Source organism: Streptococcus sp. 29892, assembly GCF_032594935.1.
GTDB classification, from domain to species: Bacteria; Bacillota; Bacilli; order Lactobacillales; family Streptococcaceae; genus Streptococcus; species Streptococcus hyiners.
Genome location: NZ_CP118734.1, coordinates 1628158 through 1647940 on the forward strand (window position 1 = coordinate 1628158; position 19783 = coordinate 1647940).

The following is a 19783-nucleotide window of genomic DNA, read 5'->3' on the forward strand; positions in this document are numbered from 1 at the left end:
CCTTTAGATACTAATTTCCAATAGCAAAAGTCAACGTCCCCGACGCAGCCAGTTTTCCGTCCACCTCTGCCTTTGCCTCAACAACCGCAATGGTTCCACGGCGTTTGACAAATTTAGCTGTCATAATCAACTGGTCACCAGGTACAACTTGCTTCTTAAATTTGACCTTGTCCATGCCGGCATAAAAGACCAGCTTGCCCTTGTTTTCTTCCTTGGATAACTCCAAGACACCTGCGGTTTGTGCTAAAGCCTCCATGATAAGAACACCTGGCATGACAGGATAGTCTGGGAAATGCCCGTTGAAGAAGGGCTCGTTAATGGTCACATTTTTAAGGGCGACGATCTCATCTTCCGATACTTCAAGGACACGATCGACCAAGAGCATAGGATAGCGATGAGGAAGAGCCTCTTTAATTTTCAAAATATCAATCATTTGATGCGTACCAATCCTTGTCCAAATTCTACAACATCTTGGTTGGCCACCAAAATCTCTGTGACCACACCGTCACGGTCAGCAGGCACTTCGTTCATGACCTTCATGGCTTCGATAATCATGAGGGTCTGTCCTTTTTTGACCGTATCACCGACTGCCACAAAGGCTGGCTTGTCAGGAGCTGGTGACAAATAGGCCACACCAACCAGTGGACTTTCCACTACCGCACCCTCCGCTACAGGGCTTGAGCTGGCTTCTGCTGGAGCTGGCTCATTGGTTTCAACTGCTGGTACAGGGGCTTGGCTTGCAGGAACTACTGGAACAAGCGGAGCTTCTACCGCTGGACTCGGAACCGCTGTCGCCTGCTGGTTTTTACTGAAATGCAAGGTTTCCCCAGCATTGCTATATGAAAATTCTCGCAAACTTGACTGGTCAAACTGACTCATCAAGTCCTTTATTTCTGTAATGTTCACTTAAGCCTCCCAACGCTTGAAAGCAATCACTGAGTTGTGACCTCCAAAGCCAAATGTATTTGAAATGGCATGGCGGATTTCCATGTCACGACCTTGACCATAGATGACATCCGCCTCAATGTAATCAGACAATTCCGTCGTACCAGCCGTCTTTGGTGCGTAAGAATGACGCATAGCCTCAATAACAGCCGCTGCTTCAACTGCACCCGCTGCCCCCAACAAGTGACCTGTGAAGGATTTGGTTGAAGAAACTGGCGTGTTCTTGCCGAAGACCGATACGATAGCTTGACTTTCTCCTTTTTCATTAGCCGGTGTCGAAGTGCCATGGGCATTGATGTAGTCAATGTCTGCTGGCTCTAAACCTGCTTCTGAAATAGCCAACTTCATAGCCTTAATGGCACCCAAACCTTCTGGGTGTGGAGAAGTCATGTGGTGGGCATCGCAGGTATTTCCATAACCAACGATTTCAGCCAAGATAGTTGCCCCACGTGCTTCTGCGTGTTCCAAGCTTTCCAAGACCAAGACAGCAGCCCCTTCTCCCATGACAAAACCATTGCGGTCCTTGTCAAATGGAATAGACGCACGTTCTGGATCCTCAGTAGTCGACATAGCTGTCAAGGCTTGGAAGCCACCGATTGCAAATGGCGTAATGGCTGCTTCTGAGCCACCTGCCAGCATGACATCTTGGAAACCAAACTTGATTTCACGGAAGGCTTCTCCCAAGGCATCGTTGGATGAAGCACAGGCTGTGATGACACACTTACAGACACCATTTGCACCGACCTGCATGGCAATATTTCCAGCAGCCATGTTTGGCAAGGCTTTTGGAAGTGCCATAGGACGAATGCGTTTTGGTCCTTTTTCGTTCATACGAGCAACCTGCTCTTCGATTTCCAAAATACCACCGATACCAGTCGACAAGATAACACCAAAACGGTCACTGTCAACGGATTCTGTATCAAGATTAGCATTGGCTACTGCCTCTTGAGCTGCATAGAGAGCATAGAGGGAATAGTTGTCATAGCGGTTGGTATCTTTTTTAACAAAGTATTTGTCAAAAGGAAAATCCTTGATTTCCGCAGCATTATGGACAGAGTATTCACTGGTATCAAACTTGGTAATCTTTCCGATCCCAATCTTACCATTGACCAGGCTATCCCAGAATTCCTCTGGCGTATTTCCAATTGGCGATGTCAGACCGTAGCCTGTCACCACTACACGATTTAGTTTTGTCATTTTCAAACCTCTCTTAAAACAGCACACAAAACAATATTGAATTCAAAGTGCGTCATTGCAGTCTTTCAGTTTGCTTTTAGTACTACGAACAAAGTTCATTTCAACAAGCCGCAGACAGCTTCAATAGTCCAGTGGACTATTGAAGATTGGAAATCGTACTTACGATAGTAAGTAACGCTCCGTTAGTACGGCAAAGCGAGTTCAAACAATCCAATAGATTGTTTGAAGCTGGAAATCTGGAAACGTAGTTTCCTCGCTCGTCGAAGTAATAAAAGATAAACCTGGAAGACTGGATTACTGCATGGTCAAGCCGCCGTCAATAGCAATCACTTGTCCAGTTAGATATTCTTGCTTGGCCAAGAACACAGCTACATCCGCTACTTCTTCCGTCAGTCCAAAGCGTTTCATAGGAATTTGTCCCAACATGGCATCCTTAATTTTGTCAGACAGAACATCTGTCATATCGGACTGGATAAAGCCTGGTGCGATGGCATTGACACGGACATTTCGACTAGCGACTTCACGAGCAATGGATTTTGTAAAGCCGATCACACCTGCCTTAGAAGCGGCATAGTTGGCCTGACCAGCATTCCCTGTCAAACCGACCACACTGGAAAGGTTGATAATAGCCCCTTCACGTGCCTTGGTCATGGGCTTCAAAACAGCCTGGGTCATGTTGAAAGTACCAGTTAAGTTGACACTCAAGACACTCTCAAAGTCCTCTTCCGTCATTCGTAAGGTCATACCATCCTTGGTAATCCCTGCATTGTTGACCAAGATATCGACGCTACCAAGAGCCTCAACTGCCTCAGCCACCATCCGTTTGGCATCTGCCGAGCTAGAAATATCGCCTGAAATAGCCACCACTTTGACACCGTAGCTTGAAAAGCTGTCCAGCAAGTCCTGACCCAGCTGACCACGACCATTTAGCACCACATTGGCACCAAGGCTAGCAAACTTATGAGCAATGGCCAAGCCAATTCCACGACTTGAACCCGTAACAAACACATTTTTATTGGTAAGCTCCATGATTTCTCCTTATTGGCTAGTCAACAAGCCTTCTAGACTTGCCACATCTTCTACTGTCACCACCTCGGCTGTCTTATCGATTTTCTTGATAAATCCTGCCAAGACCTTGCCTGGACCGATTTCGATAAACTTGGTCACACCAGCCGCCTGCATGGTTGCAATGGACTCGTAAAAACGGACAGGCTCCATAACCTGACGGGTCAAGAGGGACTTGATGTCCTCTTTTCTCATGACCTTGGCTTCCGTATTGCCAACTAATTCTACTTGGAAGTCTGCAAACTCCACCTCTTCCAGAGCTTGAGCCAATTGCTCCGAAGCTGGACGCAAGAGAGCTGTGTGGAAAGGCCCCGACACGTTGAGGGGAATCATGCGTTTGACACCCGCCGTCTTCAAGGCTTCCACCGCCTCATCCACAGCAGCGACCTCACCACCAATAACGATTTGGGCTGGTGTATTGTAGTTGGCTGGGGAAACAATCCCAGAGGTAACTGATGAACAGACCTCTTCGATCAAGCTGACATCTGCATTGAGGACAGCGACCATTTTACCAGTCCCTGCTGGTGCAGCCATTTCCATAAACTCACCCCGTTTGGCAATCAAAGAAATGGCATCTTCAAAGGCTAGAGCACCTGAAGCAACCAAGGCTGCGTATTCTCCCAAGGACAAACCAGCCACCATGTCGGGTTTAATCCCTTTTTCTGCCAATAAACGATAAATGGCAAGGGAAGTTGTCAAAATCGCAGGCTGGGTATAGCGGGTCTGGTTGAGCTTGTCTTCTTGGCAATCAATCAAGTCCCGCACATCATAGCCCAGAATCTGACTAGCCTGGTCATAGGTTTCCTTGACAATAGGATAGGTGTCATAGAGGTCACGGGCCATACCAAGTGTCTGAGCCCCTTGACCTGCAAATAGAAAGGCTGTTTTTGTCATCTTATTCTCCAACAGAAGCCCAGCGACTCGCTTGTTCCTGAATCACCTTAGCAGCTCCAAAATATAAATCTTTCAAAATTTCTTCACAGGTTTCTTCCTTAGTCACCAAGCCAGCAATCTGACCTGCCATAACCGAACCATTGACCACGTCACCATCAACAACGGCATTGCGAAGGGCTCCTGCACCTAATTCTTCAATGGATTCTGCAGATATTTTCCCAGCAAGGAAGTCTTTTTCCGCAGCCGCATAAGCTGTCGAAAGCTTGTTCTTAAGCGCACGCACCGAGTGACCTACAACGGATGCCGATACAGTCGTGTCAATATCCTTAGCCTTGAGGACTTTTTCCTTATAGGCAGGGTGGGCGTTGGATTCTTTTGCTACAACAAAACGTGTTCCCACCTGAATTGCTTCTGCTCCCAACATGAAGGCAGCTGCAGCACCTGCACCGTCTGCGATACCACCTGCAGCAATCACAGGAATAGATACGGCATCAACAACCTGACGAACCAGGGTCATAGTTGTCAATTTACCGATGTGGCCACCTGCTTCCATCCCTTCAGCGATGACGGCATCAACCCCTAATTTTTCCATGCGTTTAGCAAGAGCCACACTCGGTACTACTGGAATAACAATAATACCGGCTGCGTGCAAGCGCTCCATATATTTACCAGGATTACCCGCACCCGTAGTCACCACCTTGACACCTTCTTCAATGACCAAGTCAACAATGTCATCCGCAAAAGGCGACAAAAGCATGATATTAACACCGAAAGGTTTGTCTGTGATGGACTTGACTTTATCAATGTTTGCCTTAACAACTTCTTTGGGAGCATTACCTCCACCGATGATACCCAAACCACCAGCATTTGAAACCGCACCAGCCAAGTCACCATCAGCCACCCAAGCCATACCACCTTGGAAAATCGGATAATCAATGTTCAATAATTCTGTAATCTTTGTTTTCATACTTCCCTCAATCTATATTTGCTTAGCTAATCATTTGAATATCAAACAATTAGCTAAACAAGCGAGGGCAAAGCCCTCACTTGAAAATTATTTTGACGCTTCAATGTTTTGAATATCAAACTACTTATCCAAAGAAAAATGCTCACTAGCACTTTTCTGTAGAAATCTTATTTAGTTTTTTCTTCAACGTAAGCAACCAATTCGCCTACAGTTGTCAATCCTTCTTCTGTGTCGATTTGGATGTCAAACGCATCTTCGATTTCAGAGATAACTTGGAAAAGATCCAATGAATCTGCATCCAAATCTTCAAAAGTTGTTGTAAGGGTTACTTCTTCAGCTTCCTTACCCAATTCTTCAACGATGATTTCTTGTACTTTTTCAAATACTGCCATGATAGTGCTCCTTTTTATATAAAAATATTTTTAATCTTGCCAGAGGCAAGGAATTAACTAAAGTTTAAGTAGTAGCGTTCCCCAAGTCAGACCGCCACCAAATCCTGCCAATACAACCGTTTGGCTACCATCCAAGTGCAGACTACCTGCCTCCACACATTCTGATAAGAGAATAGGGATACTAGCTGCACTGGTATTGCCATAGTGCATCATATTGGCTGGAAATTTCTCAATGCCAAGGCCCAGCTTGCGTGCCATCTTGTCCAAAATCCGACTATTGGCCTGATGAAGCAGGAAGTAATCTACCTCATCACCAGTCAAACTCTGACTGTCTAGTAGCTCTGCAATGGTCTTGGTCACATCGCGAACAGCAAACTCGAAAATCGCTCTGCCATCCATCTGCAAATAGGGCTGGTTGCTTTCCTCTTTTGAAAAAGGAGAATGCAGACCCGTCTGACCAGAAGTTAAACTAAGACCACGACTGCCATCTGTCCGATTGATTTCCGCTAGAAAATGCTGCTCAGAACTAGCTTCAAGCAAAACCCCACCAGCACCATCTCCAAACAAGACTGCCGTTCCACGGTCTGTCCAGTCAACTGTCTTGGACAAGACCTCCGCTCCAATCACGATTCCCTTTTGGTAGATACCAGAGGAAATCAGTTTGTCTGCGGTGGATAGTGCAAACACGAAGCCCGAACAAGCTGCGACTAGGTCATAGGCAAATGCCTTCTTAGCACCGACTGCCGCCTGAACCCGAGCTGCCGTTGACGGCATAGCTGAATCTGGTGTAATGGTAGCAACGATGATGAAGTCAATGGCTTCAGCAGCTACACCTGACTTGTCTAGCAGGTCTTGGGCAACACGACTGGCTAAATCGCTGGTATTCTCATCGACTGTAATTCGTCGTTGTCGAATACCTGTCCTAGAAACAATCCACTCATCACTGGTATCCATGATTTGGGCTAAATCATCATTGCTCACAATTCGTTCAGGAACATAGTGGGCAACCTGACTGATTTTAGCGAAGGTTCTCATTTCAAATCCTCCAAGAAATTATAGAGTTTGTAGAGCCCTTTTTTCATCACTTGGTATTCTGCCTCATCCATCCCGTCTGTAATCTGCTTGACCATTTCATTATGAAATTTTCGATGCAAGCGATAAACCAGACGACCTTTCTTGGTCAGATAGAGATGAACCACCCGTCTATCTTTAGTGGAACGAATTCGCTCAACATAGCCTTTTCGTTCTAAATTATTTAGACTGGTCGTTACCGTACCAAGTGTGACCATCAAAGTACGAGCTACATCGCTCGGCGTCGCTCCAGCGATTTCACCGATGACGTCAATGGTATGCATTTCCTTAATAGAAATATCATTGAAACGACTACCTCGAAGACTTGTTTCTTCAATCACCAACACATTATTAAATATAGCGGTCAGGTATTCATTGATTTTTGGATCTTCCAAAACAGGCCTCCTTTACTTTGATATTCAAAGTATAAGCCAAAATAATTTGAATGTCAAATATTTTTTCTAAAAAATTAAATTATTTTCCTGTGAATACTGGTCTTCTCCGCTCAGCGTGGGCCCGAACACCTTCTTTAAAATCTTCTTTAAAAGCCAAGCTTTCTTGCAAGTTCAACTCTAAGCGGCGATAGGATTGCCAGTCCTTGAATTGACTTTCCCAGACCAGTTGCTTTATGGCAACATAAGAGTTGATAGATCCACGCGTGAGTTTCTTAAGGACCTGCTGAACCGTTTTTTCCAACTTTTCTGGCTCTACCAGCTTATAAACAATGCCGTATTCCAAGGCTTTCTCAGCAGATAAGCCTTCACCTGTCATAGCCAACTGGCTGGCACGATTGGCACCAATAGCACGACTAAGCAGAAAAATTCCACCCGCATCTGGTGCAAGACCAACACCAACAAAGGCTTGGATAAATTTAGTCTTAGTAGAGGAGATTACAAAATCAGCCGCCACTGCCATATTGGCTGCCGCACCCGCCACCGCACCATCGGTGACCATAATGACAACTTTAGGAAGTTGTTTAAGGGCGAAGGAAATGTCATTCACCAGCTCTGCAATACGTACCAAGGAAGGAATATCATCCTCATCCACTGCTCGCTTCATCTCTACCAGATCACCACCAACAGAGAATATAGGTCCAGCAGCAGCTATTTGTAAGAATTGGACTTGGTCATTCTGAGCTGTTTCTTCGATAGCCGCAAGAATTTCTTCACACATAGGGATGTTAAAACCATTAGCCACATGGGGACGATTAAAGGTTAGAACGGCAAGATTTCCTGTTACCTGATAGGAAATTGTTTGGTAGGTCATCTCTTCTCCTTTGAAAATGATTTGATGGTTAAAATATTTGAATATCAAATTTCAAACTCTTGTATCTCATTCTAGCACAGATTTGCAATTTGTCACTGTTTTTCCAAAAATATAGTGTGACATCCGAAAAAAAGCTGGCAAAACCAACTTTTTCTATTAAACATCTAAGTCATTCATTGCCTGTCCTAAGCTATCTACTAGCCTATCAGCTTGGGACTGGTCGATACCGTAATGCCGATCTCGAATAGCCCAGACAGTCAGATTTGCCGCTTTTGCTGCCGCAATTCCCTTAGAACTGTCTTCAAAGACCAAAATATCCTTTTTATCCACTCCTAAAGCTTGGACCGCCTGTTCATACACTGCTGGATGTGGCTTTGGTGCTTGACAATCCATACCCGAAAAAGTTTGATCAAAGTATGTTGCAATTCCCGCCTCAGACAAGGCACGTTCAATCTCTGCTCCATCTGTATTGGACGCCAATACCAAAGGGAGGCCCTTGTTTTTTAACCGCTCCAAACTATCTCTTACATCTGGAAACAGGCGCTCAGCATAAGGTGTTGGACGTTCTTCCTTATAGAGCCGGTATTCTGCTTCTAAGGCTGGCACATCCCAATTTTCATAATCATCTGCTAAAATTCGCTTCCACATTTGGCTGGCTCTTCCACCAACAAAAATAGATGGTTCCAAGTGCTCTACTGATAAGCCCTTAGTAGCTAGAAAATCAATTCGGCGTTGAAAATAAAACGTTTCCGTATCAAACAGGACACCGTCCATATCAAAAATAATTGCTTTTACCATGTCTTTCTCCTCTTCCATTCTATTGTAACATAGCAGAAGTTTTTTGTTTTCAGAAAATTTTTGAAAGTGCAATTGTTCGTTTTAAAGACCAGTAGCCATAAGATTTGTTTATATGTACTGACAATCCCTCACTATTCTGCTATAATAGAAAAAAATATCCTAGGAGTTACAAATGAAAGTGATTAAGTTTGGCGGAAGCTCTCTCGCTTCTGCTAGTCAATTAGAAAAAGTATTCAATATTGTCCAATCCGATCCTGAGCGTCGCTTTGTCGTTGTTTCAGCACCCGGAAAACGAAATGCTGAAGATACCAAGGTTACCGATGCCTTGATTAAGTACTACAAGGACTATATCCATGGAAAAGATGTTACTGCTAGTCAAGATTGGATTATCAATCGCTATCAGGCAATGGTCGACGAACTTGGTTTCACTGCCAAGAGCATGAAGAAAATTGCCGAAAGCATCAAGGATTTAGCAAGTTTGCCAATTGAGAACAACGATTTTCTTTACGATGCATTCTTGGCAGCTGGTGAAGATAACAATGCAAAATTGATTGCCGAATACTTCACCTTTAAAGGCTTACCAGCTCGCTATGTCCATCCCAAGACGGCTGGTATTATCGTTAGCTCTGAACCAGGTAACGCTCGAATTCTTCCATCGAGCTATGATAAAATTGAAGAGCTGCGTAACTCAGATGAAATCCTCATTATTCCTGGATTCTTTGGAGTAACGATTGACAATCAAATTTGTACCTTCTCACGTGGAGGGTCAGACATCACTGGTTCTATCGTAGCAGCAGGGGTAAAGGCTGATCTTTACGAAAACTTTACCGATGTAGATGGCATCTTTGCTGCCCATCCTGGTATTATCAAAAATCCACATTCTATCAAGGAATTGACTTATCGTGAGATGCGCGAATTGGCTTATGCCGGCTTCTCCGTGCTCCATGATGAAGCCCTTCTTCCAGCCTATCGCGGTCGCATTCCGCTAGTTATTAAAAATACCAATAATCCTGGTCATCCTGGCACTCGCATTGTTCACAAACACACTGAAAAAACAGTTCCTGTTGTCGGTATCGCTGCGGATGATGACTTCGTAAGTATCAATATGTCTAAGTATCTGATGAACCGTGAAGTTGGTTTTGGACGCAAGGTCTTGCAAATCCTTGAAGACCTTAATATCCGCTTTGAACATATGCCAACTGGTATTGATGATTTATCTATTGTACTACGTGAGCGTGAATTGACACCAATCAAGGAAGAAGAAATTCTTCACCAGCTCAAGACGAAACTGGAAGTTGATAAGGCTGAAATCGAACACGGTCTCTCTACCATCATGATTGTTGGTGAGAATATGAAAAGCCATGTCGGTGTGACCGCTACCGCTACGGCTGCACTTTCTCAACAAAATGTCAACCTAGCCATGATTTCGCAGGGCGCTAGCGAGGTTTCTGTTATGTTCGTTGTCAAAACAGAAGAAAAAGAGAAGGCTCTCAAGGCCCTCTACGATGCATTTTTTGAGGAGAAATAAGTAAAAACCATGCTAGATTACTTCCTAGCATGGTTTTTTTATTCGAAAAAGCGTGGCAAACGGTCAGTTAATAGGCAGACAACTTCATAATTGATAGTACCAATATAGTCTGCCCAATCTTGAACGCTAATGCTATTTTTATTATCTTGCCCGATTAAGGTAACTCTTTCACCGATTGGATAGTAGTCTGGTAAGCGAATGGTAATTTGGTCCATAGAAATCCGCCCTACTATTTCACAAGTTTTGCCATCGACTAAAACATGAAAACCTTGCAAACTTCTCACCATTCCATCCGCATAGCCAATCGGAACGGTGGCAATCCACTCTGTTTCTGGGCTAGTATAAGTAGATCCATAACCAATTACAGTTCCAGCCTGAACCTGCTTGACATGGACAATTTCCGAAACCAGGGACAAGGCTGGTTCCACCGAAAATGGTAATTCTAGGGTCCTCCCACTTGGGTTCATTCCGTAGAGAATATTGCCCAGACGAACCAGATTAAAGACAGTGTCTGTATGCCAAATGCTGGTCGCAGAATTGCTGGCATGAACCCAGCGTGGCAAACGTGGCAAGAGAGCCAAATAAGCTTTAAAGCTAGACAACTGTTCTTGGAATTGCCTTTCGTCTACCTCGTCTGCTGTTGCAAAATGGGTAAAAATACCTTCTAGCTCAAACTCTAAATCATCTAACAAATCCAGAGCCTGTTGCAATTCCTCTTCACTTCGAAAACCAATTCGCCCCATACCCGTATCGATTTTTAAATGAACTGCTAAGCCTGATAAGTCCTCAGTTACATTTCGCGCTTGCTCCAGCCATTCTAAACTAGCAACCGTCACACTGATATTTAACTGATGGGCTAACTGTAAGAAGTGCGGAGGCACGATACCCAAAATCAAAATCGGGTCTTCGATGCCTGCCCTGCGCAACTCTAAAGCCTCATCCAAGTTAGATACACAAAAGCCTGCTACTTTATTGGATAATCTTTTAGCTACTGCAACTGCACCATGACCATAGGCATTGGCCTTAACAACCGCAAAAGCTTCTGCCTTAACCGGTAAGTGTGCCATCACCTGCTCAAGATTTCCAACTATAGCGTCTAAATTGACTAGAACTTGCGTGGGGCGATGTTCACTTTCAATCATCTTTCTCCTCCAAAATAACACTGGCCTGGGCAAAATTCCCTGAATGACTAATACTCAACCAAACTTTCCCTGAAAAATGGCTACAAACAATGTAAGGTGCACCACTGCTAGCATTTAAAATTTCAATGTCCCGAAAGGTCACCTTACCTATACCAGTCCCTATCGCCTTTACAAAAGCCTCTTTTGCCGCCCAACGACCTGCTAGATATTCTAGCTGACGACGTCCGTGTAGTTTTTGATAGCGTTCAAATTCCCTATCCGTGAGAATTCGTTTGGGAAAACCATCATGTTTCTGCCTGGCACGCTCAATCGCTGCTATTTCCTGAAGGTCAATTCCATATCCAACTATCATTGAAGAGTTTCTCCCTATCAAAAATTTTCTCTAAAATAGCGAAAAGGATTGGACAGCCGTCCAGTCCTTTCGTTCTTTCTATTTACGGCCGTGACAATTTTTGAATTTCTTGCCAGATTGGCATGGACATGGGTCATTTCGATCCACGCCTTCAAAAGATACTTGTTCTTCTTCAGCTTGTGATTGAACCGGCATAATATTTTTGGCTGCTGTTGTATGAGCCTCTTGAGTAGCACGTTCACGCTCAATATTGTCGTGGATTTGCGCTTTCATCATCAGGCGAGTAACCTCAAATTCAATAGCACCGATCATATCATTAAACATCGTAAAGGCTTCTGATTGGTATTCTACAATAGGATTATTCTGAGCATAGCCACGCAAGCTAACTGCATTACGCAATTGATCCAGAGCATCAATATGGTCTGTCCACTTGCTATCTACTACACGGAGAATTAGAACTTTTTGGAACTCCCGCACCCTCTCCTCATCACGTAGTTTTTCAAGCTGTGAAGCATACACTTTCAAGGCTCGGTCATAAAGCTCATCAATGATTTCTTTTTTATTTAATCCTTCAAAGTAATAAACACTCAAAGATCCTTCATCAATCAAATTAGCATGAGCAAATTTTAGAATTCCTTCAACAGCCTCTTCTTTAGAACCAAGGAAATGCCCCTCGACTTGGCGCTCAATTGTACGCTTGATCATAGCTTTGATTTCAGGAGATAAATCGCGATTAGATGTGATGACATCCTGACGTTGGCGGTAAATAATCTCGCGTTGCTCACGCATCACATCATCATATTGAAGAACTTGTTTACGAGAATCATAGTTATTCCCCTCAACACGCTTTTGAGCCGCTTCGACTTGACGAGTTAGCATTTTAGACTTGATGACAGATTCTTCCTCAGTCAAGTTCATACGTTCCATAAAGACCTTGATACGTTCTGAACCAAAACGCTTCATCAAATCATCTTCTAATGAAAGATAGAATTGCGATTCACCCGGGTCACCTTGACGACCAGAACGACCACGCAACTGATTATCAATACGGCGACTTTCATGTCGCTCAGTACCAATCACACATAGACCGCCTAGCTCCAAAACACCTGGACCTAACTTAATGTCTGTTCCACGACCTGCCATGTTGGTCGCAATGGTAACTGCTCCGCGCTGACCAGCATTCATAATAATTTGGGCCTCACGATAGTGGTTCTTAGCATTCAATACTTCGTGAGGAATTCCAGCAGCCACCAAACGTTGAGAAAGGTAATCAGACGTTTCCACAGCCACTGTACCTACAAGTACTGGCTGACCTTTTTCATAGCGACGTTTGACATCTGCAACCACCGCATTGAACTTATACTCCAAACTTGGGTAAAGCAAATCTTCATGGTCAATACGTTGAATTGGACGGTTGGTTGGGATTGGAATAATACGAATATTATAAATTTCGCGGAATTCTTCTTCTTCTGTCTTACCAGTACCTGTCATTCCCGAAAGTTTTTTATACATACGGAATAAGTTTTGGTAGGTAATGGACGCACTAGTTTTGGATTCGTTCTGAACTGGCACACCTTCTTTAGCCTCAATAGCTTGGTGCAGACCATCAGAATAGCGACGACCTTCCATGGTACGACCTGTAAATGGATCAATGATCATGACTTCTTGTTCGTCATTCACAAGGTAGTCCACATCGTAGATCATAATATAGTTGGCACGAAGAGCATTGTCCAAGAAATGTGTAATGGCCACATTTTCAATATCATACAAGTTATCCAACTTAAAGAATTTTTCAGCCTTATCAATCCCCGAATCTGATAGACCAATCGTTTTTGATGGAACATCAATGATGTAATCTTCGCTGTTCAGGGATTTAACTAGTTTATCCGCTAAGAAATAAAGTTGATTGGTTTCTGAACTCTGTGGACCAGAAACAATCAGAGGCGTACGTGCTTCGTCAATCAAGATTGAGTCTACCTCATCAACCAAGGCATAGTTGAGCGGACGTTGTACCATATCTTCCGCACGAACAACCATGTTGTCACGAAGATAGTCAAAACCGATTTCAGAGTTTGTAGAATAGGTAATATCACAGCTATAAGCTTCACGCTTTTCAAAAGATGATTTTGCCGCCAAGTTGATTCCAACAGATAGACCTAGCCAAGAATAGAGTTGCCCCATTTCCTCTCCGTCACGAGTTGATAGGTATTCATTGACTGTAACAACGTGTACACCTTCTCCAGAAAGTGCATTTAAGTAAACTGGCATGGTCGCAGTAAGGGTTTTTCCTTCACCTGTACGCATCTCTGGCACATCACCATTATGGAGAACAATTCCACCCATAACCTGGACTTTATATGGATACAGACCTAGGACACGTTTTGCCGCTTCACGTACAACGGCAAAAGCTTCATACAATAAATCATCCAAGGATTCTCCGTTTTTATACCGCTCTTTAAACTCATTAGTCTTGGCTTGTAATTGTTCGTCGGTCAGGGCTTCCATCTCATCTGCATAAGAGAAGACCTTATCTGCCATTCTTTCAAGTTTTCTTTGTTCTCCTTTGTCATTTTCGATAAGAGAACGAAGTTTATTTGCTAACATATATTTCATCCTATTTCAAGTTTTAATCAATAATCTATTGTAGCAAAAAAATAGTTAATTTTCAAGGTTTGTATGATTAGTCCAAAGCATACATTGTATAAAATTAAAAATAGTGTACTGCCCTTTATCGTTTTATTCATTTTGAATATAATGTCAACTTTAATTCAGCAACACCTATATTATTCCATCCAACACCTAAGCTCTAAAGAAATCCATTAGTAAATAGAAGTGTAAGACAAGTTAAGTAGTACGAACGAAACACAATTTCTACTATAGTCGAACATAACTACATTTATAATTGTCAATAAACTCTTATGTGAAAAATAAAAAATGCAAGGCCTATCCAGACCTTACATCATATTCTGCGGTTCATTATCAATAATCAAACGCAAATCTTGGTTTTCTCGCTCTTGCGTCCAATCCAAAATCTGATTGAGCACCTCTTCCAAACTGTCTTCGTAACGGTATTTTAAGATAATTTGGTAGTGGTAGAGATTATGGGTTCTAGCAATGGGCTTGGGAGTTGGTCCCAAAATTTGAATAGCCTCCGTTAAGTGTTGACGGAGAAAGGCTACTGTTTCATAGGATTTTTTTACGACAAATTCTTCCGACTTGTGCGAAAATGTTAATCCAACTGTGAAATAGTAAGGCGGATAGCCAAGATTTTTCCGAATGCCCATCTCATAACGATAGAAACCTTCATAGTCCTGCTCTTTGGCAAAGGCAATGGCATAGTGGTTTGGGTTGTAGGTCTGAATTAAGACCTCCCCCTCCTTATCTGCCCGACCAGCCCGACCAGCTACCTGAGTTAACAACTGGAAGGTTCGCTCAGAAGAACGAAAATCAGGCAAATTGAGGGCCGTATCAGCATTGAGAACCCCAACCAGAGTCACATTTGGAAAATCCAAGCCCTTGGCAATCATCTGGGTTCCCAGAAGAATTTCCGCTTCTCCTCGACCAAACCGTTCGAGCAAGTCTTCGTGAGCCCCTTTTTTCTTGGTGGTATCTACATCCATCCGCAAAATTCTGGCCTCTGGCAAGAGCTCCTGTAACTCATCGTAGGCCTTTTGCGTACCAGTTCCATAATAGCGAATGGAACGACTTTGACAGTTTGGACAAGTCTGGGGAATTCCTTTTTGAAAACCACAGTAGTGGCAATTCATGGTTTTTGTATCCATGTGAAGCGTTAGGGAAATATCACAGTTTGGACAATGGTCCACAGTCCCACAATCCCGACACATGACAAAAGAAGAATAACCACGCCGATTTAACATGAGAACAACCTGTTCCTTACGAGCCAACTTTTCTCTAATCTTCTCAATCAAAACAGGTGTGAAATTGCTAGCCTCCTGCTGACCAATGTAATCTCGGAAATCCACAACTTCCACTTCTGGAATACGAGCCAAGGGATTAGCCCTCTGGTTTAGAGTAAGTCTTCCATAAACTCCCCTACTAGCCCGAGCCCGTGTTTCAAGACTGGGCGTAGCAGAACCCAAGACCAGAGTCGCTCGATTATAGTCTGCCCGCAACTTTGCTACATCACGCGCATGGTAGCGTGGATTGCTGTCCTGCTTGTAGGTTGCTTCATGCTCCTCGTCAATAATGATAACACCCAAATTGGTCAGAGGGGCAAAAATGGCCGAGCGAGCTCCGACAACCACCTGGGCATTCCCCGCCTCAATCTTCCGCCACTCGTCATACTTCTCTCCATCAGACAGTCCAGAGTGGAGAATGGCGACTTTCTGACCAAAACGAGAGATGAAGCGATTGGTCATCTGAGGGGTCAAGGAAATTTCAGGCACTAGCATAATAGCCGTTTTCCCCATTTTCAAGACTCTATCAATAACCTGGAGATAGACTTCCGTCTTCCCAGAACCTGTCACTCCTTGCAGTAAAAATGTCTGACTTTCCTGACCGATAGAGGCCACAATCTCACGAACCGCAATCGCCTGCTCTGGATTCAAATCCAAGGCCTGCGTTTTTTCCACCTTATCAAAAACTCCCTGAGTCCGCGAAACTTCCTCTTCCCAAACTTCTATATAGCCCTTTTCTTGGAAATAGCGGAGCGTATCAGTTGAATAGTCCGATTTTAGATTTGAAAGGAGCTGGTCTTCCGAGTGTTCCAGCAAAAATTCCCTTAACTGCTGCCGTTTTTTAGCCCGATTACTGATTTCTGCTTCTCGTAATTTCTCCAGACAAACCCGATACCATTTTTCTGTCTTGATTTGCTTTTTATCCTTAGCCACATAGTCAACCAAGATTTTTCCAGACTGGGCCAGACGCATGATTTTTCCTTGCTCTTTCACGTCTAAGTCAGAAAAACGAATCTGGTCCTTATCACCGAACAGACTGACCTGCTCTGCTATTTCCAAGCCATGCCCCGGTCTGAGCAATTTATCATATGTGGAATTGAGAAGACTTGGCAACATAGCCTTCAAGAGAGTAATTTTGTAGGAGAAAACCGACTTCCTCATCTGGTCAGCCAACCAAAATTGCTCTTGATTGAGAACAGGACTATAGTCCAAAACTTCCGCAATCTCTTTCAAATCATGCAAATCATGCGTATCATCTTCATCAATCAAGTTAACTACAATTCCTTGAATGAGGCGATTACCCTTGCCAAAGGGAACATGGATACGTACGCCAACCATGAGGCCCTCTTCCAAGTCAGCTGGAACTCGATAAGAATACGCTTGATCCGTCTGCATCAAAGGAACGTCTACAATGACCTCTGCTAACATAGAACCTCCTCTCTTTCAATAATTATAAGTGAAAAGAAACCCGGATGGCAAAACCAACCGAGTTTTCTATTAGATCTTTTCGCCTTCTTCTTTTTCTTTTGCGATTTGTTCTTTGATTTTCTTCTCTTCCTCTTCTGCCAAACGCTTCGCTTCTTCCGCACGGCGACGAACTGCCTCACGTTTTGCTTCTGGATCTGGGTGGATAACCACGTTGCCTGATTCAATTTCTTCCAAAGCACGAAGGGTTGACTTTACGGAAGTAAATTCTTGAGTTGGTTTTGCGCCAGCTTCTAATTCATGGGCACGTTTTGCCTCAAGAATGACCAAGGAATACTTAGATGGTACCTTGTCCAACAAGGTATCGATAGATGGTTTCAACATCATAGTTCTATTCTCTACTTTCTGTTAAGGTTCTGTTACTTGTTCACATCACGAATCATTTCATCATAACGACCGATTACGCGATCGACACGGAAATGCTCTGCTTCGATAATTCGTTTGACACGTTCTGCTGCCAAAGGAACTTCATCATTGACAACCGCATAGTCATACTCCCGCATGAGGGCAATCTCTTCCTTGGCACGTTCGATACGTTGCGCAATGACTTCCTCACTGTCTGTACCACGACCAACCAAGCGATCTTGTAATTCTTCTAAATCTGGTGGCGTCAAGAAGATGAAAACTCCATCTGGAACTTTTTTCTTGACTTGAAGAGCTCCCTGTACTTCAATTTCCAAGAAAACATCAATCCCTTTATCAAGTGTTTGATTGACATAGGTCAAAGGAGTTCCATAGTAGTTGCCAACATACTCAGCATATTCCAACATCTGACCCTGACGAATCAAATCTTCAAACTCCTCACGGCTACGGAAGAAATAATCTACCCCATCAACCTCTCCAGGTCTTTGTGGACGTGTCGTCATGGACACAGAATATTCAAATTTATTATCTGAACTCTCAAAAATTTCCTTTCGAACCGTTCCCTTCCCAACTCCCGACGGGCCGGAAAATACGATGAGTAAGCCTCGCTCTTTCATGATATCTCCTTTAAAATCTTTCATTCTAGTGTAACAAAAATCCCTAGGAATTTCAACTGATTTTAAATGAGCAGGGTATTTTTTCAAACAGAAAGGGAGCTGACTGGGCTCCCTCTACATTATTTAGCAATATCTGTTGCTCTTGTTTCTCGAATGACAGTGATCTTGATATTTCCTGGGTAATCCAAGTTATTCTCAATTTTTTCACGAACATCGTGGGCCAAGATAGTAATTTGATCATCTGAAATTTTATTTGGATGAACAATAATCCGCACTTCACGGCCTGCTTGAATAGCATAAGATTGTTTAATTCCATCGAAGCTATTAGCAATCTCTTCCAAGTCTTGTAGGCGCTTGATATAGGCCTCCATAGACTCACGGCGAGAACCTGGGCGAGCTGCACTCAAGGCATCCGCTGCTGCTACAATAACTGCGATAGTACTTGTAGCCTCGACATCACCATGGTGACTGGCGATAGTGTTGACCACAATCGGGTGTTCCTTGTACTTCTTAGCCAATTCAGTACCAATTTCAACGTGGCTACCATCTACCTCACGGTCAATGGCCTTACCAACATCATGGAGGAAACCTGCACGGCGAGCCAGGTTGACATTTTCACCCAACTCAGCAGCGAGAACACCTGCCAATTTAGCCACCTCAATCGAGTGACGGAGGACATTTTGACCATAGGATGTACGGAAGTGCAAACGTCCCATAATCTTAATCAAATCTGGATGAAGGTTAGGTGCGCCAACTTCATAGGCAGCAGCCTCACCATATTCACGAATACGATTATCCATCTCTACACGGTGTTTTTCAACCAATTCCTCAATACGAGCCGGATGAATCCGACCATCTTGAAGTAAGGTTTCCATGGTCATACGAGCAATCTCACGACGAATGGGGTCAAAACCTGATAGGACAACCACTTCCGGCGTATCATCAATGATAACATCGATACCGGTCAAACTTTCAAAGGTACGAATATTACGTCCTTCACGTCCGATAATCCGACCTTTCATAGCATCATCTGGTAGGTGAACAGACGTAATCGTCTGCTCAGCTACATATTCACCTGAAATCCGTTGCATAGCCTGGGCCAACAAGTCCTTGGCCATCTTATCCGAACGTTCTTTGACCTCACGCTCTGCTTCTCGAATTTGAGTTGCGATTTCATGAGTTAACTTATCGCGTGTATCTGTCAAGATAATGTCTTTCGCTTCTTCTTGACTGAGTGCCGCTACACGTTCTAATTCTAGAGCTTTTTGCTCTTCCAACTTAGCAACTTCTTGCTCACGCTCATCAATGTGTTTAGATTTATCCGTTAGACTTTGTTCTTTTTGCTCCAAAGTCTTTTCTTTAGTCGTCAAATTGTCATCTTTTCGATCCAAATTGCTGGCACGTTCGGTCAAACGCACTTCAATTTGTTTCAATTCTTGACGCTCTGACTTAAATTCTTCTGCGATTTCTTCTCGGTACTTACGAGCCTCCTCCTTAGCTTCCAAGAGTAATTCTTTTTTCAAGGTCTGGCGGTCACGTTCAGCTGTTCTTAAAATAGCTTCTGCTGCTTCTTCCGCACGACCACGAACATTACTAGCTTCTTGTTCTGCATTTAAAAGGGTTAATTCTGCAGTTTCTTTTGCAGATTTCATCTTCAAAGAAATGGCAAAGTAGCCAATTACTAAACCAATGAGAGCAGAAACAAAAGTCACTACAAGTGTAATGATTTCCATATTTCTACCTCTTTTTTAAATTCGATTTTCACAAAATCTGTATCTATTTTA

19 protein-coding genes are annotated in these 19783 nt (G+C 43.5%); 1 reads left to right on the forward strand and 18 read right to left on the reverse strand.

From position 1 onward, the window contains the following. Nucleotides 1-10: 10 nt before the first annotated feature. The 11 genes from fabZ to PW220_RS08200 form a co-directional block, all read right to left on the reverse strand. On the reverse strand, nt 11-433 hold the full coding sequence (fabZ, locus tag PW220_RS08150; protein ID WP_029188424.1) for a 3-hydroxyacyl-ACP dehydratase FabZ: 423 nt from the start codon (nt 431-433) through the stop codon (nt 11-13). Beyond that, nucleotides 430-906 (reverse strand): acetyl-CoA carboxylase biotin carboxyl carrier protein, encoded by a 477-nt coding sequence (gene accB / locus PW220_RS08155; RefSeq protein ID WP_248053998.1) that lies wholly within the window; start codon nt 904-906, stop codon nt 430-432. Before accB ends, fabZ begins: the two co-directional genes overlap by 4 nt. Then, the gene (fabF, locus tag PW220_RS08160; RefSeq protein ID WP_248053997.1) at nt 907-2142 is read right to left on the reverse strand and encodes a beta-ketoacyl-ACP synthase II; all 1236 of its coding nucleotides are present in this window, start codon (nt 2140-2142) and stop codon (nt 907-909) included. 294 nt (nt 2143-2436) lie between these two features. Further along, entirely contained in the window at nt 2437-3171 is a 735-nt protein-coding gene (gene fabG / locus PW220_RS08165; protein WP_248053996.1) for a 3-oxoacyl-[acyl-carrier-protein] reductase, read from the reverse strand. Between the two features lie 9 nt (nt 3172-3180). Next, on the reverse strand, nt 3181-4101 hold the full coding sequence (gene fabD, locus PW220_RS08170; protein WP_248053995.1) for an ACP S-malonyltransferase: 921 nt from the start codon (nt 4099-4101) through the stop codon (nt 3181-3183). A 1-nt stretch (nt 4102) separates the two neighbouring features. Then, on the reverse strand, nt 4103-5068 hold the full coding sequence (gene fabK / locus PW220_RS08175; protein WP_172050538.1) for an enoyl-[acyl-carrier-protein] reductase FabK: 966 nt from the start codon (nt 5066-5068) through the stop codon (nt 4103-4105). A gap of 167 nt (nt 5069-5235) precedes the next feature. Beyond that, nucleotides 5236-5460, reverse strand: coding sequence for an acyl carrier protein (locus tag PW220_RS08180; protein WP_105148826.1), 225 nt, complete (start codon nt 5458-5460; stop codon nt 5236-5238). Between the two features lie 57 nt (nt 5461-5517). Beyond that, complete coding sequence (locus PW220_RS08185) at nt 5518-6495, reverse strand: beta-ketoacyl-ACP synthase III (protein WP_248053994.1); 978 nt, start codon at nt 6493-6495, stop codon at nt 5518-5520. After that, complete coding sequence (gene fabT / locus PW220_RS08190; protein ID WP_105118539.1) at nt 6492-6926, reverse strand: fatty acid biosynthesis transcriptional regulator FabT; 435 nt, start codon at nt 6924-6926, stop codon at nt 6492-6494. The genes PW220_RS08185 and fabT overlap by 4 nt, the downstream gene beginning before the upstream one ends. 79 nt (nt 6927-7005) lie before the next feature. Then, nucleotides 7006-7797: an enoyl-CoA hydratase gene (locus PW220_RS08195; RefSeq protein ID WP_248053993.1), complete on the reverse strand. Its 792-nt coding sequence runs from the start codon at nt 7795-7797 to the stop codon at nt 7006-7008. Nucleotides 7798-7953: 156 nt separating this feature from the next. Then, nucleotides 7954-8595: an HAD family hydrolase gene (locus PW220_RS08200; protein WP_248049834.1), complete on the reverse strand. Its 642-nt coding sequence runs from the start codon at nt 8593-8595 to the stop codon at nt 7954-7956. Between the two features lie 172 nt (nt 8596-8767). Between PW220_RS08200 and PW220_RS08205 the strand changes: the two genes are divergently transcribed. Then, nucleotides 8768-10123 (forward strand): aspartate kinase, encoded by a 1356-nt coding sequence (locus PW220_RS08205; RefSeq protein WP_248053992.1) that lies wholly within the window; start codon nt 8768-8770, stop codon nt 10121-10123. A 38-nt stretch (nt 10124-10161) separates the two neighbouring features. On the opposite strand, the gene alr is transcribed toward PW220_RS08205, so the two are convergent. From alr to PW220_RS08240, 7 genes are all read right to left on the reverse strand, one after another. Then, a complete protein-coding gene (gene alr / locus PW220_RS08210; RefSeq protein ID WP_248053991.1) occupies nt 10162-11265 on the reverse strand; it encodes an alanine racemase in 1104 nt (367 codons plus the stop codon). Next, nucleotides 11258-11617 (reverse strand): holo-ACP synthase, encoded by a 360-nt coding sequence (gene acpS, locus PW220_RS08215; protein ID WP_248053990.1) that lies wholly within the window; start codon nt 11615-11617, stop codon nt 11258-11260. The genes alr and acpS overlap by 8 nt, the downstream gene beginning before the upstream one ends. Before the next feature lie 78 nt (nt 11618-11695). Next, complete coding sequence (gene secA, locus PW220_RS08220; protein WP_105118545.1) at nt 11696-14221, reverse strand: preprotein translocase subunit SecA; 2526 nt, start codon at nt 14219-14221, stop codon at nt 11696-11698. Nucleotides 14222-14571: 350 nt separating this feature from the next. Beyond that, a complete protein-coding gene (locus tag PW220_RS08225; protein WP_248053989.1) occupies nt 14572-16962 on the reverse strand; it encodes a primosomal protein N' in 2391 nt (796 codons plus the stop codon). Between the two features lie 69 nt (nt 16963-17031). Then, entirely contained in the window at nt 17032-17346 is a 315-nt protein-coding gene (gene rpoZ, locus PW220_RS08230) for a DNA-directed RNA polymerase subunit omega (RefSeq protein WP_004195201.1), read from the reverse strand. Between the two features lie 32 nt (nt 17347-17378). Next, the gene (gene gmk, locus PW220_RS08235) at nt 17379-17999 is read right to left on the reverse strand and encodes a guanylate kinase (protein WP_043025413.1); all 621 of its coding nucleotides are present in this window, start codon (nt 17997-17999) and stop codon (nt 17379-17381) included. Between the two features lie 119 nt (nt 18000-18118). Further along, entirely contained in the window at nt 18119-19732 is a 1614-nt protein-coding gene (locus PW220_RS08240) for a ribonuclease Y (protein WP_248053988.1), read from the reverse strand. Between the last annotated feature and the right edge of the window lie 51 nt (nt 19733-19783).